The sequence below is a fragment of the Mesorhizobium sp. WSM4809 genome (genome assembly GCF_055811655.1).
The window spans coordinates 310663-327620 of sequence record NZ_JBVVQW010000001.1; the positions used below are offsets into that span (position 1 = coordinate 310663).

Sequence of the window (16958 nt, forward strand, 5' to 3'; positions counted from 1 at the left end):
GGCGAATATAAAGAAGGAGGAGAGAATGACGTTTCGTATTAAACCCGCGATGCTGAAAATAGCCGCGGCCGCATGGTTGCTCGGCGCAACCGGCGCCATGGCGGATACGACGCTGGAATTCACCCAATGGTGGGAGCCCGAATTGCCGGCCGGCTCGCTCAGGGCAATCATGGATGACTTCGAGGCCGCAAATCCCGGAATCAAAGTGACGCTGGTCAGCGGCCCCTACGCGACCACGCGAGACCAGATCTCGGTTGGTGCTGCAACCGGAACGCTCAGCGACGTCGTCGGTCTCGACGGTGCCTGGGTGAACAATCTGAATGCGCAGAGCGCACTCGCCGACATGAATCCGATGATGGATGCGAGCGGTTTCGACAAGAGCCAGGTCGCGGACATCGTCAAGGTGGACGGCAAGGCGGTGATGTTTCCCGTGGCTTCTTTCGTCTATCCGGTCTTCGTGAATTTGGACCTCGCCGCCCAGGCAGGCGTGACCAAGCTGCCGTCGACCCGTGCGGAGTTTCTCGAAGCCGCCAAGAAGATGACGATCGCCGACAAGAACCAGTATGGCTGGGTGCTGCCCCTGTCGCTGCAAACGCCATCCGGCGTCCAGAACGACATGATGTCGTGGGTTTGGGCTTCGGGTCAGTCGATGATGGCGAACGGCAAGCCGGACCTTGAGGGCAAACCGGTGGTGGATATGCTCACCTTCGTCAAATCTCTCAACGACGCCGGAACCATCTCGCCCGGCATCGCCACCAAGACCGAGCAGGAAAAGGTCGAGGAGTTCGTCAACAACCGCGTCGGGATGATGATCGACTCGCTCGCGCATGTGAACCTCATCCGCAAGCGCAATCCCAAGCTGAACTTCGACCTCATCCCGGTCCCGGTCGTGGAAAACTATACCGGCAAGCGCGGCCTTCCCTATGCCTCCTGGGGCATCGGCATCTCTGCTGCCTCGAAACATCAGGAAGAGGCCTGGAAACTCGTCCAGTATGTGATGAGTGAAAAGGTGAACGCCAAGCTCGTGTCGCTCGCAAACGCCTTCCCGGGCAACGTCAACGCCAAGCCCGATTTCGTGACCTCGGACAAGGCTTTCGGCAAGGCTTTTGAAATCTTCAAGACCGGTTACCTCGCCAATGAGTTCACGGGCCTGCCGGTGGCGGAAGACCTGATGACCCAGTTCGACGTGCAGGCCCAGAAGATGCTCGCCGGCGAGCAGTCTCCGGAACAAGCAGCCGCCGCCGCTCAGAAGGGCTGGATGGCGAAATTCTGATCGGCCTGTTCCCGTTTGCTGACTTCGACCGGGTGGCCTGACTTCGGGCAGGCCACCCGGCAACAACGGATCGGCAATTTGAGTGGACCTGTTTTTGAAGCTTACCTTCTCTTGAAGGCGTATCCCAAGGTTGGCACATGACCCGGCAAAAGCGCTCCCACCACAAGCTCAAACGAGCGGTCGCACCCTACCTCTATCTGTCGCCCTCGCTGCTCATAATCGGGCTTCTGATGCTGCTGCCGATGGTGACGGTGATTGGCTACTCGTTCCAGAACAGCGCGGTGCTGCGTCGTGACCCATCCTTTGCCGGACTGAGACACTACCAGGCGATCTTCGACGACCCCGTGTTCTGGGCTTCGCTGTGGCACACGCTCTACTTCACATGCATGAGTGTCATTTTCCACATGACCATCGGCATGGCCTTCGCGCTCATGCTGAACAGCGACCGCATCAATCCGACGCTGCGCAATATCCTGCGCGTGCTCTATATACTGCCTTGGCTGTTCACCGCGGTGATTATCGCCGTGATCTGGCGCCTGCTGCTTGAGCCGAACGGTGTCGTGAATAGCATTCTCATGCAGATCGGCATCATCGGTTCCAAGGTCGAATGGTTTTCCTCGCCTGAGACCGCGCTGCACGCGGTCACCTTTGCCAACATCTGGGCGGGCTATCCGCTCTTCATGGTCAGCCTGCTCGCGGGTTTGCAGGGCATTCCCAAGGATTTCTACGAGGCTGCCGATATCGACGGGGCGAAAGCCTACCAGAAGCTGATCTTCATCACCATTCCGCAGCTGATGCCGATCATCATCAGCATCTCGCTGCTTGACTTCATCTGGACCATGCAGGTCTTCCCGTTAATCTGGATAACGACGGGCGGTGGCCCGATCTACTCGACCGAGGTCCTCAGCACCTACACGTACAAGCTGGCGTTTTCGAGCTACAACCTGTCGCAGGCTTCAGCCAGCGCTGTGGTCATCTTGTTGATCTCTCTCGGCCTGACGCTGTTCTATATTCGCTATCAAAAGGCTCGGTAGTCACCATGAGGAAAAGGCATACGCCGAAAGACAGGCTGATCACCGTCGCGCTCCATGTAGCGCTTGCAGCGGGGCTCTTTTTCGCGGCATTCCCGATCTACTGGATGCTGAGCAGCTCGTTCAAATCGAATACCGAAATCTTTGCCTTGCCACCAACCATCCTGCCAAAGGCGCTTACGCTGGAAGCGTATGCAGCCATCCTTGGCGACCCGGTAAAGCTGCGCTTCTTCTTCAACAGCTATTTCGTGGCGGGAGCGGTGACCGTGCTGACGGTGCTGATCGCCTTGCTGGCGGCCTACGGGTTCAGCCGCTTCAACTTCCGCGGCAAGGGCATCCTGAACACAATCATCATCAGCACGCAGACGATTCCGCCGATCACACTTTTGATCCCCTTCTTCGGACTTGTCGTCTCATACGGCATCTTCGATACCTACGTCGCACTGATCCTGACTTACCTGGTGTTTACGCTGCCCTACGCGATCCTGCTGATGACGGGATATCTGAACACCTTGCCCCGCGATCTCGATGAAGCCGTGGCTGTCGATGGCGGCTCCAGTTGGACAGCGCTTTGGCGGGTGATTGTCCCGATTTCACTGCCTGGTATCGTGGCGACGTCGGTCTACACCTTCCTGTTGTGCTGGAACGAATTTCTCTTTGCGCTGACGCTGACGAAATCGACGTCCATGCGCACCGTCCCGATCGGCATCCAGCTGTTGATGGGGCAGCATGCCTTCGAATGGAACCAGATGATGGCGATGAGCGTGCTCGGCTCGCTACCGCTCTTGCTCATCTACCTCGTTGCCCAGAGGTACTTCCTCGCCGGCATGACCGCGGGCTCGGTCAAGTAGGATGTCCATCCCACGGCGACTCAGGGTGGCATCAAGCAATAGGCGATATCAAGGAATGAAAGGATGAACGTGAAAGACCTCAAAGTCGGCTGCCAGACCTTCACCTGGGAAATGCTGGGAGACCGGTTCACCGGCGGCCCCGACGATCTGCTGAAGGCGATCTCTGACGGTGGCTATGCCGGCATCGAGATCACCGACACCATGATCGGACATTATGGCGACAAGCCGGAGGAGTTCGCCGCCGCGCTGAAGGCGTCGGGGCTGACGCTGGTTTCCTTCGCCTTTGGCTCGAACAGTGGTTTTACGCTGAAGGAGGAGATCGGCGCCGACCTCGAAACCGCCAAGCGCTGGATCGATTTCGCCGCCACCTTCCCGAATGCGCTGGTGTCGATGGGCTCTGCAACGGCGGTGTCCGACGGCCCGCGCGAGGACAAGTTCGCCATCGCGGCCGAGGTCTACAACAAGGCCGGCGAGATCGGACGCAAGGCCGGCGTCCAGGTTGCGGTGCATCCAAGCTCGCACCACAACACGCTGCTATTCGACCGCGCCGATTACGACACGATCTTTGCCTTGCTCGACCCCGACCTGGTCGGCTGGGTGCCGGATACCGGCCATATCCTGCGCGGCCACAAGGACATGTCCGATACGCTGCGCACCTACCGTGATCGCATCCGCTACATCCACCTCAAGGACGTCGATGCCAACGGTACCTGGGCCATGCTCGGCAAGGGCATCTGCGACACCCCGGCGGTCATCGAGATCGCCAACACCGCACCGCGCTTCAACGGCTGGCTGGTGCTGGAGGAAGAATCCGAAACGGCCGCCGCCGATCCTGCCGGCGCGGTCAAGACCAACCGCCAGACTATGCGCAGCTACGGCGCCTGAAGAACGAGACGATGATCAAGAAACAGGACAGACGCCTCAGGGTCGGCGTGCTCGGCTGCGGCCCCATCGCGCAGTTCGCGCATCTGGAATCCTGCGTGAAAGCTGGCAATGCCGACCTTTACGCCATCTGCGATGCGGCACCCGATCTGCTTGCCCGCATGGGCGCGACCTATGAGCCGCAGAAGATGTATTCCGACTATGAGGCAATGCTCGCTGATCCTGAGCTGGAAGCGGTGATCGTCGCCACGTCGGACGCCTATCACGTGCCGATGTCGATCAGGGCGCTCAACGCCGGCAAGCATGTTCTCTGTGAAAAGCCGATCGGCACCTCGGTCGAGGAGGGCGAGGCGCTGGCCGAAGCGGTCAGGCGCTCGGGCAAGATCCTGCAGGTCGGCCACATGAAGCGCTTCGATCCGGCACTGGAGACCGCGCGCGACTTCGTTCGCGACGAGATCGGCGAAGTGCTGGCGCTGAAGGCCTGGTACTGCGATTCCACCCATCGCTACACCAACACCGATGCCGTGCAGCCGCTGCCCGTCACCAGCAGGCTAGCCAGGAAGCCAGCCGGAAATCCCAAGGCCGATCTCAGGCAATACTTCATGCTGGCCCATGGCTCGCATCTCGTCGACACGGCGCGTTTCCTGTGCGGCGACATCGTCGCCGTGCGCGCCCGCCTCAATGAGAAATTCGGCGCCTATTGCTGGTTCGTCGAAACCGAGTTCGCCAGCGGCGCGCTCGGCCATCTCGACCTGACGGTTGCCGTGCGCTTGGACTGGCACGAAGGTTTTCAGCTCTATGGCGAGAACGGCTCCGTTATCGCCAGGACATTCAACCCTTGGTACTTCCGCGCCAGCGAGGTGGAGATATTTCACGAGAAGACCGCCACGGCCCACAAGCCGCTCGGCGCCGATGGCCATTTCTTCCGCCGCCAGTTGGAAGGTCTTGCCGACACGGTGCTGAACGGCACGCCGATGCGTGGCGCCAATGTCGAGGACGGCATCGCCTCGATCCGCGCCATGGTCGCTATCGCGCGTTCGGTGGTATCAGGCGAGCGTGTCGAACTCGCCTCGGTGTCGGGGGCGGTGTGATGCGTCTCGGCATTTTCGCCAAGACCTTTGCCGGCACCGATCCGGCCGCCGTGCTGGCTGCGGTGAAGCAGTCGGGATACGAGACGACGCAGTTCAATCTGGCCTGTGCCGGCCTGCCGTCGATGCCGGATGCTGTGCCGGCAGACGCCATCGCCTCCGTCCGTGCCGCCGCGCAGTCGAACGGCGTTTCACTCGTGGCACTGTCGGGCACCTACAACATGGCGCATCCCGACAAAGCCGTGCGCGACGACGGCCTCAGGCGTCTCGCCGTTGTCATCGAGGCTGCTGCTGCTCTCGGCATCCCGCTGGTCACGCTCTGCACCGGCTCGCGCAACGCCGCCGATCAGTGGGCCTATCATCCCGACAATGCCGATCCGGCCGCCTGGTCCGACATGGCCGCCGAGATGGCGAAGGCGCTGGCGCTGGCCGAAGGTGCCGGTGTCGATCTCGGCATCGAGCCTGAGCAGGCCAACATCGTCACCTCGGCCAGGGATGCGACCCGGCTGATCGCCGAGATGGGATCGAAGCATCTGAAGATCGTGCTCGATCCGGCAAACCTGTTCGAACACGCCACGCCCGACGAGGCGCGTGCCATCGTTGCCGCCGCGATCGACGAGGCCGCCGGCCACATCGCCATGGCGCACGCCAAGGACCGTCATGGTGACGGCCGCTTTGCCACATCAGGGCATGGCATCGTCGATTTCCCGGATTTCGGCGCGCGGCTGAAGGCAGCGGGCTTCGACGGACCGCTTGTCACCCACGGCCTGTCCGCCGACGAAGCCCCCGATGTCGCCGCCTTTCTGCGAAGGCTCCTCTGATGGGCGCCGCCCCGACGATCCTGCTTCGCGACGATGCAGCGCTTCGTGTCTTCGACACGGGGCAGGGCAGGCTTCCCGTCGTCTTCCAGCATGGCCTCGGCGGTGACGCAGCGCAGGTCGCGCAGAACTTTCCCGATGGTCCTTCATACCGTCGGCTGACCGTCGAATGCCGAGCGCAGGGCGGTTCCGGCGCCGGTAGCAAGCGCCCGTTTTCGATCGCGATGTTCGCCGATGATGTGCTGGCCGCCGCGGATGCGGCCGGCCTCGACCGTTTCGTCGCCGGCGGCATCTCGATGGGTGCGGCCATTGCCTTGCAGCTTGCCGCCCGGCACCCGGACCGGGTCGCCGGTCTCGTGCTTGTGCGCCCTGCCTGGGCTTTCGATGCGGCGCCGCAAAACATGCGCCCTTACGTGGAAGTGGCGGAGCTCATCCTCAGCCGTCCTTTATCGGAGGCGCGAGATATCTTCGCGGCGTCCGCGACGGCCGCCCGCTTTCACACCGAAGCGCCGGACAATCTTGCTTCCCTGCTCGGCTTCTTCGCGCGCGAAAACGCGCCCGTCTTCGCCGAGGTGATGCAGGCGATCGCAGAGGATGGACCTGGCGTGACGCGGGCAGCCGCCGCTGGCCTTGCGTTCCCTACGCTCGTCATCGGCAGCGGCATCGATCTCGTCCATCCGCTGGCCGCCGCCCGCAGCCTCGCCGACGCCATCCCCAATGCGACCTTTGCCGAGGTGATGCCGAAGGCCACCGACAAGGAGTGCCATTTCGCCGAAATTCGCGCCGCCATCGCGGACTTTCTCGACATGAATTTCAACAACCAGGACCAGTCATGACCTCGAAACCTCTCTCAGGCCCGGCCGCCATCGCCGCATTGCCGCGCGACCGGATGATCGCCGAATTCTCGCTCTGGTCGGCCAATCTCGCCAATTTCGAAAACGACTTGAAGCGCATCGAGCCCTATGTCGATCTTCATCATATCGATGTGGCGGACGGTCATTTCGCACCGTCCTTCCTGTTCTTCCCCGATCTCGTCGCCCGCATTGCGGGGCTGACGGCGAAACCCATCCATGTCCACCTGATGGTCGATGAAGCAATCGTCGAGGCGCAGACGCGCCAGTTCATCGAAGCCGGCGCCGACATGATCAGCGTCCATGCCGAGAATGGCGAAGCCGGATTGCGCGCCGTGCGGCTGGCGCGGGAGCTCGGCGCCGAGGCCGGCGTCGTACTCAGGCTGGAGACGCCTGTGGAAGCAGTGACGGCCTTCGTCCCGGAAGTCGCCTTCGTGACGCTTCTTGGAACCGCAATCGGCGTCAAGGGACAGAGCCTGTCGGACAAGGCCTGCGACAGGCTGGGCGCTGCCCGCGCCATCCTGAGAGAGGCCGGCCGCGAGGCGCAAGTGGTTCTGGCGGCCGATGGCGGCATCCGCCACGAGACCGTGCCGTTGCTGCGTGCCGCCGGGGCCGAAACCGTGGTTCTCGGTTCGCTCGCCTTCGGTGACAAGGACCTCGCCGGCCGCATCGGCTGGCTGCACGGCTTGAAGGTCACGGCATGACATCAGAAGCCGCCCTTGCGATCGATCTTGGCGGGACGGAGCTTCGCGCCGCCCTGGTCGACCGCGACGGCAAGATCCTGGCATTCGCGGCGGTGCCGACGCAGGCGCAGGCCGGTCCCGATGTGGTGATCGGCCAGATCGAGGCGTTGGCGGCGACAGTCCATGCCGAGGCCCCGGCACTTTCGATCGTCGGCGTCGGCGTCGGTGCACCGGGGCCGCTCGATCCGCTGGCCGGCATCGCCGTCGGCCCGCCGACGCTCGCCGGCTGGCTGGACGTGCCGCTTGCCGACATCCTGGAACGGCGGCTCGGCCTGCCGGTGCGGCTGGAGAACGACGCCAATGCCGCGGCGCTCGGCGAATGGCGCTTCGGCGCCGGCCATGGCGCTCGCTCGCTGGTCTTTGTCACGGTTTCGACCGGCATCGGCGGTGGTGTCGTCGTCGACGGGCGCATCCTGCATGGCCGCCGTGGCCTTGCAGCCGAGATCGGTCACATGACCATCACCAATGAAGGCGAGCGCTGCGTATGCGGTGTCGTTGGCTGCTTCGAGGCCATCGCGTCGGGAACGGCACTTGGCCGCCGCGCCAGCGCCGCCACGGCAGCCGGAGACGGCTCTACCTTGCGACGCTTGTCAGCGGACGCGGAGGTGACCGGCCGCCATGTCGTCGAGGCGGCACGGCTGCAGGACGCTCTTGCCTCGGCCTTGCTGGAGGAGGAAGCGCGCTGGCTGGGCATTGGCTTCACCAATCTCCTGCATCTCTATTCGCCCGATGTGCTGGTCGTCGGCGGTGGCATCGCCAATGGGCTCGATCTGATGCTGCCGACCATCGAGGCGACCATCAGGCAACGGGCTATGCGCGCCTATCGCGACGTGCCGGTCGTTCAGGCCCAGCTCGGCCGCCATGCCGGGCTCGTCGGCGCCGCCAGCCTTGTGCTGTTCGACGAGGGGGGCACTTTGGCAGCCCGCATGCCTGTCGGCCCAAGCACGTTTCCGGACACGCCGCTGAGCAAGACCGGCACGGTCTGACGTTGCGACCTGCATGACAAAGGCCAGAGGCAGCACGCCTCCGGCCTTTTACGCATTGACCGCGCGTCATTACTCGGCGGGAACAACGTCCGCCGGCAGGCTATCGTCGGCCGTGCCCGCCAGCGCTCTGGCCAGCTTGGCCTCGTCGAGTTCGCCTTCCCAGCGCGCCACCACCAGCGTGGCGACAGCATTGCCGACGAAGTTGGTCAACGCTCGGCACTCCGACATGAAGCGGTCGACGCCGAGGATCAGCGCCATGCCGGCGACCGGCACCGCCGGAACCACCGAAAGCGTCGCCGCAAGGGTGATGAAGCCTGCCCCGGTGATGCCGGCGGCACCCTTGGAGGAAAGCATGGCCACCAGCAGCAGCAGGATCTGGTCACCCATAGACAGGTGGATGTTGGTCGCCTGTGCGATGAACAGCGCCGCCAGCGTCATGTAGATGTTGGTGCCGTCGAGGTTGAAGGAATAGCCGGTTGGGATGACCAGGCCGACGACCGAGCGCTTGGCGCCGGCCTTCTCCATCTTTTCCATCAGCGAGGGCAGGGCGGCTTCCGATGAGGAGGTGCCCAGCACCAAAAGCAGCTCTTCCTTGATATAGCGGATCAGCGACAGGATGGAGAACCCGTTGTAGCGGCAGACCGCGCCAAGCACGACGAACACGAACAGGAACGACGTCACGTAGAAGGTGCCGACCAGCATAGCGAGATTGATCACCGCGCCGATGCCGTATTTGCCGATGGTGAAGGCCATCGCGCCGAAGGCACCGATGGGGGCCGCCTTCATCAGCACGCTGACCAGCTTGAAGATCGGCGTCGTCAGCGCCTGCAGGAAATTGAGCACGGGCGTGCCCTTGTCGCCGACCAACGCCAGCGCGATGCCGAACAGCACCGAGAAGAACAGCACCTGCAGGATGTCGCCGTCGGCGAAGGCGCCGACGATGGTCGACGGGATGATGTTCATCAGGAAGCCGGTGACCGACTGGTCGTGCGCCTTGGCGGCGTAATTGCTGATGGTCGAGGCGTCGAGCGTCGCCGGGTCGATGTTGAAGCCGGCGCCCGGCTGCACGACATTGGCGACGACAAGGCCGATGATCAGAGCCAGCGTCGAAAAGGTGAGAAAATAGAGCATCGCCTTGCCGGCGACACGTCCGACCTTCTGCAGGTCGCTCATGCCGGCAATGCCCGTAGTCACGGTCAGGAAAATGACCGGGGCGATGATCATCTTGACCAGCTTGATAAAGGCGTCGCCGAGCGGCTTCATGCTCTCGCCGACCGACGGATAGAAATGGCCGAGCAGGATGCCGACGGTGATCGCGACGAGCACCTGCACGTAGAGTTGGGCATAGAAAGGCTTGCGCTGCGCGGCAAGCGCGCCTGATTGGTCTGCGATGTGCATCGAACTCTCCCTGGCCGGATGGGGCGGAGCGCCCTGCGTGACTTCTCCCATCGCGGCGCTCCGGTCGCACGCCGCTGCCAGGGAGTTTTGCAAGCGCTGTGCCAGTTCGCGGAAAGGCCGGAACCACGGGATTTCCGCCTTTGTCTGACGTCATGCGGGCAAAGCCTGTGCGGATTTTCGCACAGGCAGTGTTTGCCTGGGCGGATTTTCGCATTACACTGGCCGAAAGGCCGCGAGCAAAGGGGAAAAGGCCGCGAGCAAAGGGGAGAGGGCAAACGCCGCAAGCAGGCACCAATAGCGGATCCCCCGGATTTGCCGGCCTTGAATTGCTGCGCGAGGCGGTAGCGCGGCTGCGCGATGGCCGCTGGGTTGCCGTGGTCGTCGCTCTTGCCTTCCTGGCAGGCGCGATCGCCATTGCCGGGCGCATCGCCTCCGGCCAGGCGGCCGATAATCTGCGCGAGACGGCACTCGCCGCACTGCCGCTGGCGGCGGGAACCCTGACCGGCGAAATCGAAAAGCAGCGCCTGGTTCCACTGGTGTTGGCCAGAGACGATGCGGTGCGCGGCGCTCTGCGCCGGGCCGGAAAAATGAAAGAAAAGGCCCTCAACGACAAGCTCAAGTCGATTGCCGGCGATGCCTCGGCATCCGCCGTCTACATCATCGATACGGCAGGCATCGCCATATCAGCCAGCAATGCCGACGAACCGGCGAGCTTTGTCGGCATCGATTACAATTTTCGGCACTATTTCCAGGAAGCGATGAGCAAGGGTGCTGCCAGCCAATATGGCCTCGGCACAATCAGCGGCAGACCGGGGCTGTACCTTGCCAGCCGCGTCGACGATGGCGGCAAGCCGCTTGGCGTTGCGGTGCTGAAGGTCGAACTCGACGGCGTCGAAGCCAGTTGGCGTTCCAGCGGTTTCCTTGTGTTCATCACTGATGAACGCGGCGTGGTGCTGGCTACCAGCCAGCCCGACTGGCGGTTCCGTGCGCTGGCGCCGCTGTCGGCCGAGGACACCGCCGCAGCCCACGAGCAGCTCCAATTGGCCGATGCAGGCTTCGAGCCGCTGCCGATCCGGCGCGGTGCTGGTGACGGCCTGGCGACGATCGACAAAGCGGGAAAACCGCGCCAGTTCGTCGAGGTGGTACAGGATTTGCCCGCTGCTGTTCCTGGCTGGCGTCTCTGGCTGCTCACTCCCGCCGACGCTGCTCTTTCATCGGCCGCCAACACGGCGCGGCTCACCACGCTGCTCGGTCTGCTGCTGATGGGGCTGCTTGCCTACGTGCTGACCCGGCGCCGGCGAACGCGCAGGCTGAGGCAGGAGGCGCTGGCGCGGATGAATGCCGAACTGGAGAGCCGAGTCAGCACGCGAACGGCCGAGCTGACCCGCTCCAACACCGCACTTGCCGGTGAAATCGCCGAGCGCGAGAATGCTGAAGCCAAGGTGCGCCGGCTGCGCGACGACCTCGCCCAGGCCAACCGGCTTTCCATCCTCGGCCAAATCGCCGCCGGCGTGGCGCACGAGATCAACCAGCCGGTCGCCGCTATCCGCACCTATGCTGAGAATGCGGGCCGCTTTCTCGAAGCCGGCAAAACCGAACCGGCCAGCGGCAATCTGACGTCGATCGTGTCGATGACCGAACGCATCGGCGCGATCACCGGCACCTTGCGCACTTTCGCCCGTCGACCCGGGGTTGCCGCTTCGCCGCTGCCGGTGCGCGAGGCAATTGACGGCGCGCTGTCGCTGCTGTCGGGCCGCATCCGTGATTCCGGCGTGACCATCGTCAAGCCGCGCGGTAATGCCTCGCCGGTGGTCCTGGCCAGCCGCATCCGGCTGGAGCAGATCCTGGTCAACCTTTTGCAGAATGCGCTCGACGCGATGAAGGACCAGTCCGATCCCCGCATCGAGATCCAACTTGCCGAGCACGACGACAGGGTGCTGATTTCGGTGCGCGACAACGGCCCAGGTCTCGGCCCGGAAGCAGCCGGCAATCTGTTCATGCCGTTCCAGACCACCAAGGAGAAGGGGCTTGGTCTCGGGCTGGTGATCTCGCAGGAGATCGCCCAGGAATTGGGCGGCACGCTGCGGCTCGATCCCGGCAATGGCATCGGCGCATCCTTCACCATCGATTTGAGGCGAATTGAATGATTGAGGGATCAGGGCTGGTGGCGCTCGTCGACGACGATGCGGACCTGCTGCACGCCACAACGCAATTGCTCGAGCTTGCCGGCTTCGCTGTGGTCGCGCGCGACGCCGCCGAGGCAGCGCTTGCCGTTGTCGACAGGACCTTTGAAGGCGTGGTGGTCAGCGACATCCGCATGCCGGGCATGAACGGGCTGCAGCTGTTCGATCGCATCAAGGCGATCGACCCGGACATACCCGTGATCCTGGTCACCGGCCATGGCGACGTCGATCTCGCAGTGGCCGCGCTCAAGGACGGTGTCTACGATTTCATCTCGAAACCCTATGCCGGCGACCGCCTTGTCGAGGCGCTGAAACGGGCGAGTGAGAAGCGACGGCTGGTGATGGAGAACCGGCGGCTGCGCGAAGCCGCGGCCCTCGCCACTGACGGCCTGCCGCTGATCGGCGAGGCTCCTGCCATCAAGCGGCTGCGCGAGACCTTGCGCCAGATTGCCGACATGAACGTCGATGTGCTGGTCGAGGGAGAAACGGGAACCGGCAAGGAAGTGGTGGCGGACCTCCTGCACAGATGGGGGCGACGGCGCGCAAAACCCTTCGTGGCACTGAATTGCGGTGCGCTGCCGGAGACGGTCATCGAGAGCGAGTTGTTTGGCCATGAGGCGGGCGCGTTCACCGGCGCGCAGCGGCGGCGGATCGGCAGCATCGAGCATTCCAGCGGCGGCACGCTGTTTCTCGACGAGATCGAATCCATGCCGCCGGCGCTCCAGGTCAAGCTGCTGCGCGTGCTCGAAACGCGCAGCCTCACTCCACTTGGCTCGAACGACATCAGGCGCATCGATCTCAGGGTCGTCGCCGCGACCAAGGTCGATCTGGGGCGGTCGGACCAGCGCGGTGATTTTCGCGAGGATCTGTATTTTCGCCTTAACGTGGTGACGCTGCGCATCCCGCCGCTGCGCGAGCGTCGCGGCGATATCCCGATGCTGTTTGGGCATTTCCTCGGCAAGGCGGCAGAACGGTTCGGCCGGCCCGTCGCCAAGGTGAACGCTGCGGTCAGCGATCATCTCCAGTCGCATGACTGGCCAGGCAATGTCCGCGAGCTTGCCCATTTTGCCGACCGTGTTGCGCTCGGCCTCGGTCCGGAAGATGGGAGGAGGGCGGTCTCCGCGCATTCGCCGGAGCCTACGGCAGCATTGCCCGAACGGGTCGGCCAATACGAAGCACAGCTCATCCGCGACGCGCTGCGCGACCATGGTGGCGAGGTGCGCAGCGCCATCGATGCGCTCGGCGTACCGCGCAAGACCTTTTATGACAAGCTCAAGCGCTACGGCATTGCCGCATCAGAGTTTCGCAATGGCGGCGACGCCGACACGCAACCATCTCGGAAAAGCGATGAACACGACGCTTGAAACGACGGCAAATCCCTTGCCGGAAGAACTCGCCTTTCTCGGTGAACGGCTGACGGCGTTCAACGACGGCGATGTCGGCGCATCCGAAAGGAAGGCGCTTGCCGTGTTTGTGCGCGACGAGGATGGCGCGGTCGTCGCCGGCATTTCCGGTTACACCGCCTGGGGCTGGCTCTACGTGCAATGGCTCTGGGTCGATGAGCGGCTGCGCGGCCAGCACATGGCCGGCAAGATGCTGGATGCGGCCGAACAGGAAGCCATGGCACGCGGTTGCCGGAATGCCTGGATCGACACCTTCAATCCGAATGCCGCCAAGGTCTACCAGCGTCAGGGTTACGAACCCTTTGGAACGCTCGCCGATTTCCCTATCGGCCGCAGCCGCATCTTTTTACAGAAGAGGCTGGCGTTGGCCTGATCCGTCCCGGCGGAACCGGGATGGACTGTCTTCCTGCCTGACCCGCAATCCGAACGAAGGTGGTTATGGTCCGGCGGACCGCTACTCGGCCGGAACCAGGCCTGGGTCTCCCATCGGGCTTGCTCTGGTTTCCTTGCGTGCCGACGCACGGGCAAGCACGCTTTGGCGGTTTACGGATCTGCGCTCGGCATCGATGCGATGGATCAGGATTTCCGCACGCTCGATCGACCCGAGCAGGGCCAGGATCGTGCCGCGTTCGGCGGCACCGGCATTCGGTCCGAGCGCCAGCGTGCGGGCACGCAGTTCCTCGACCCCGGGCAGATTTACATGGCCGGCCGGCATCTGCGGATGGGAGATGCCATAAGTCGGCAAGATCTCGCGCAGTGAGATATCGAGCTTGTTCAGCGCGACGTCGACGATGGCTTGCGCCGGGTTGCTGAACTTCTCGCGCCTGACGCGGCGCGCCACCTGATGCATCGATTCCGTCAGGGCGGCCGTGAAGTCGGCTTCCTCGATCAGGCTGGCGATCAGATCGAGCTGTTCGTAAGGCAGATCCTCCTTCATCAGCGCGGCGGTGTAGGCGCGGATATCGCGGCTGAGGATGTCGGTCGCCAGATAGTGCTCGCCCGGATCCGACGGCGCCTTCTTGGAAGAGCGTGCGATGTCGAGGAACATGGCGCCGGCCTCCAGATGGCGGGCCGTCTCTTGCTGCACGGCAGGAATGGCCTTGGCAAAATCGCTGGCCAGTTTGCGGTCGAGGAATTTCGGCGTCGAGAAATCCTCCGCGTCGTCGGCATCCGTGTGGCCGACACGCGATAGCACCCGCTCGAACACGCCGATGAACGGGAACAGCAGCACTGTGTTGAAGACGTTGAAGAAGGTCGAGTAGAGGCCGACCGCGACCGGCACCAAGGGGAAGGTCTCCTTGCCGTCGACAATCACCGGAACGGCCGGATCGCCGCCGAAGAACTGCATGGCCCATTCCAGCACCTGGATGGAGACGAAGAACAGAGGGATGGTGATGCACACCCCGATGATGTTGAACGAGATGTGCGCATAGGCGGTCCGCTTGGCGTTCTTCGAAAGGTTGAGGGAAGCCATCCAGGATGTGATCGTGGTGCCGAGATCGGCGCCGAGCGAGAAGGCGACGGCGGTTGTCCAGTCGAGAATGCCCGCCGCGCCAAGGCCCATGACGATGCCGATCGTCGCCGAGGACGAGTGGATCATCGCGGTCACGCCGGCGGCGATGAACACGCATTTGAAAAGGTTGAGGTAGGAGTCGGCCGTCAGCGTCTGCAGCAGCGCCATGACTTCCGGCAGGTTGCGAAGCGGACGCAGGCCGCCGGTCATCAAATTGAGGCCGTAGAAGATCAGAGCGAAACCCATGCAGGCGAGCGCTATGTTCTTCACCTTTTCGCTTTTGGCGAAGCAGTAGACCAGCGAGAACACGCCGGCCAGGATCAATCCGAGCGGACCGAGCGGCAGGGCGATGAGCCCGTTGCCGAGCGTGGTGCCGATGTTGGCGCCCATGATCACGCTGATCGCCGGCCGCAGGGCGATGACACCGGCATTGACCAGCCCGACGACCATGACGCTCATCGCCGTCGACGACTGGATGACGCCCGTGATCAGCGTTCCCGCCAGCACGCCTTTGACCGGCGTACCGGCTGCCTTGGCGAGAAAGTCGCGCATCCGGTTGACCGACAGCGCCTGGATGCCGTTTGCCATGAAATCCAGACCGAGCATGAAGATGCCCAAGCCGCCGATCACCGGCACGAGGATGTCCTTGAAGATATCTATGTCCATTTCAGGCAGTCCCCAACAAGTCGCCACGACGACGCGGTATGAAGTTCAGTTGCTGCGCAAGGCAGCTTCGTTCGGGTCAGTTTGCGACCGGCAATTGCCTTGCCCAATACTGTTCGATCTGGCCAATGAGCGCTTTCGGCAGCGGCACATAGCCGAGTGCGGTGGCGTCGCCGGCACCTTGCGCGAAGGCGAGCCGGAAAAGATCATGCACGCGGCGATAGCGATGTTCCGAACGCCCCGCGACCTGGACAACGGCGAACACCGCCGTGCTGATCGGGTACGCACCATCTCCGCTGCGATTGGTGAGGGAGGCGAAGAAGTCGGTCGTTTCCCCCCAGGCGACGGAGGTGGCCGCTGCTTGCACGCCCTGCGGGTCCGGTTTGACGAACTTGCCGGATTTGTTCTGGACCGCTGCGAAGGGAAGGCCGGCGCGAAGAACCTGGCCGTATTCGGCGTAGGCAATCGCCCCCTTGCTCGCAGCCACGGCACGAAGAAGCGCTTGCGTACCTTCCGCGCCTGTCCCGAGCGGCCAGTCGATCAGAGTGTCGGCTCCAAGCTTCGTCTTCCAGTCTTCGCTTGTCGATGACAGAAACTCGGTGAAGACATAGGTTGAGCCCGAACCGTCCTGCCGGTGGATGACGCTGATGGCGAGATCGGGAAGGGCTATGTCGGGATTGAGCACCCTTATCGCAGGATCGGACCAGGACTTTATCTTGCCCAGATAGATGTCGGCGATCACCGGGCCGGAGAGGTGCAGACCTTGCTCCGGCAGGCCATCGAGATTGGCGACCACCGCGATCCCGCCCATGACGATCGGAAATTGCTGCTGGCCGTTCCTGGCGAGATCATCAGCCTGCACGGGAACATCCGTGGCGGCGAAATCCAGTTCGGGCTGCGCAAGCCGCATCAGGCCGGCAAGGGATCCGACCGGTTCATAATCGACGGTCCAGTCCAGCGTGAAGAAGTCGCCGCCGTCGGCGCGTGCAGCCTTGTATGTCGTTGCCCACTTGCCGATGATCGGCGCGGCCAGTGTCGACCCCGCACCGCGAATGGGCTCAGCCCGCGCAGCGGATCCGATCATGGCCCCGATGATTGCAAGGGCGAGCGCAGCTGCCGCCCCCGAAACCGTCGGCCGTGCACCGCGCAATAAGGCTAAACCTGCTGACAACATAAATTGAATCCCAACTATACTGCCGCCGCTATGCAGGCGCGCATCGATGGCCATACGCCTGCGAAATGAGGCGTCAGCTGAAAACAAGATCGCTGTTGTCT

Annotated in this window: 15 protein-coding genes; 12 read left to right on the top strand and 3 right to left on the bottom strand. The window is 63.3% G+C overall.

The annotated features are described in order from the left end of the window. Positions 1 to 25 precede the first annotated feature (25 nt). The 9 genes from AC0L24_RS01335 to AC0L24_RS01375 all read left to right on the top strand — a co-directional run bounded on the left by AC0L24_RS01335 (position 26) and on the right by AC0L24_RS01375 (position 8523). Positions 26 to 1273 carry an ABC transporter substrate-binding protein gene (locus AC0L24_RS01335; RefSeq protein ID WP_127266568.1) on the top strand — a complete coding sequence of 416 codons (1248 nt, stop codon included), beginning with the start codon at positions 26 to 28 and terminating at the stop codon, positions 1271 to 1273. A gap of 137 nt (positions 1274 to 1410) precedes the next feature. Continuing rightward, positions 1411 to 2307: a carbohydrate ABC transporter permease gene (locus AC0L24_RS01340; RefSeq protein ID WP_473563341.1), complete on the top strand. Its 897-nt coding sequence runs from the start codon at positions 1411 to 1413 to the stop codon at positions 2305 to 2307. A 5-nt stretch (positions 2308 to 2312) separates the two neighbouring features. After that, entirely contained in the window at positions 2313 to 3155 is an 843-nt protein-coding gene (locus AC0L24_RS01345; protein WP_473563342.1) for a carbohydrate ABC transporter permease, read from the top strand. A gap of 63 nt (positions 3156 to 3218) precedes the next feature. Beyond that, entirely contained in the window at positions 3219 to 4040 is an 822-nt protein-coding gene (locus AC0L24_RS01350) for a sugar phosphate isomerase/epimerase family protein (protein WP_473563344.1), read from the top strand. An 11-nt stretch (positions 4041 to 4051) separates the two neighbouring features. Beyond that, complete coding sequence (locus AC0L24_RS01355) at positions 4052 to 5128, top strand: Gfo/Idh/MocA family protein (protein WP_473563345.1); 1077 nt, start codon at positions 4052 to 4054, stop codon at positions 5126 to 5128. Then, positions 5128 to 5946, top strand: coding sequence for a sugar phosphate isomerase/epimerase family protein (locus AC0L24_RS01360; protein WP_473563347.1), 819 nt, complete (start codon positions 5128 to 5130; stop codon positions 5944 to 5946). The genes AC0L24_RS01355 and AC0L24_RS01360 overlap by 1 nt, the downstream gene beginning before the upstream one ends. Further along, positions 5946 to 6779 (top strand): alpha/beta fold hydrolase, encoded by an 834-nt coding sequence (locus tag AC0L24_RS01365; protein ID WP_127811091.1) that lies wholly within the window; start codon positions 5946 to 5948, stop codon positions 6777 to 6779. The genes AC0L24_RS01360 and AC0L24_RS01365 overlap by 1 nt, the downstream gene beginning before the upstream one ends. Next, positions 6776 to 7498, top strand: a complete 723-nt coding sequence (locus AC0L24_RS01370; RefSeq protein ID WP_292335774.1) for a ribulose-phosphate 3-epimerase — start codon at positions 6776 to 6778, stop codon at positions 7496 to 7498. The genes AC0L24_RS01365 and AC0L24_RS01370 overlap by 4 nt, the downstream gene beginning before the upstream one ends. Further along, positions 7495 to 8523: an ROK family protein gene (locus tag AC0L24_RS01375; protein ID WP_127811089.1), complete on the top strand. Its 1029-nt coding sequence runs from the start codon at positions 7495 to 7497 to the stop codon at positions 8521 to 8523. The genes AC0L24_RS01370 and AC0L24_RS01375 overlap by 4 nt, the downstream gene beginning before the upstream one ends. 69 nt (positions 8524 to 8592) lie before the next feature. Here the strand turns inward: AC0L24_RS01375 and AC0L24_RS01380 are convergent, their stop codons facing one another. Further along, the gene (locus AC0L24_RS01380) at positions 8593 to 9921 is read right to left on the bottom strand and encodes a dicarboxylate/amino acid:cation symporter (protein ID WP_127327056.1); all 1329 of its coding nucleotides are present in this window, start codon (positions 9919 to 9921) and stop codon (positions 8593 to 8595) included. Between the two features lie 167 nt (positions 9922 to 10088). Between AC0L24_RS01380 and AC0L24_RS01385 the strand changes: the two genes are divergently transcribed. Genes AC0L24_RS01385 through AC0L24_RS01395 form a run of 3 tightly spaced genes read left to right on the top strand, consistent with a single transcriptional unit; the run spans position 10089 to position 13880 of the window. Further along, a complete protein-coding gene (locus tag AC0L24_RS01385; protein WP_473563469.1) occupies positions 10089 to 12068 on the top strand; it encodes a sensor histidine kinase in 1980 nt (659 codons plus the stop codon). Continuing rightward, a complete protein-coding gene (locus AC0L24_RS01390; RefSeq protein ID WP_127811087.1) occupies positions 12065 to 13468 on the top strand; it encodes a sigma-54-dependent transcriptional regulator in 1404 nt (467 codons plus the stop codon). The genes AC0L24_RS01385 and AC0L24_RS01390 overlap by 4 nt, the downstream gene beginning before the upstream one ends. Next, a complete protein-coding gene (locus AC0L24_RS01395; RefSeq protein WP_127811086.1) occupies positions 13452 to 13880 on the top strand; it encodes a GNAT family N-acetyltransferase in 429 nt (142 codons plus the stop codon). The genes AC0L24_RS01390 and AC0L24_RS01395 overlap by 17 nt, the downstream gene beginning before the upstream one ends. 81 nt (positions 13881 to 13961) lie before the next feature. Here the strand turns inward: AC0L24_RS01395 and AC0L24_RS01400 are convergent, their stop codons facing one another. Both AC0L24_RS01400 and pstS read right to left on the bottom strand, forming a co-directional pair. After that, positions 13962 to 15686 (bottom strand): Na/Pi cotransporter family protein, encoded by a 1725-nt coding sequence (locus tag AC0L24_RS01400; RefSeq protein WP_127811085.1) that lies wholly within the window; start codon positions 15684 to 15686, stop codon positions 13962 to 13964. A 76-nt stretch (positions 15687 to 15762) separates the two neighbouring features. After that, on the bottom strand, positions 15763 to 16767 hold the full coding sequence (pstS, locus tag AC0L24_RS01405) for a phosphate ABC transporter substrate-binding protein PstS (protein WP_473563348.1): 1005 nt from the start codon (positions 16765 to 16767) through the stop codon (positions 15763 to 15765). Positions 16768 to 16958: the final 191 nt, after the last annotated feature.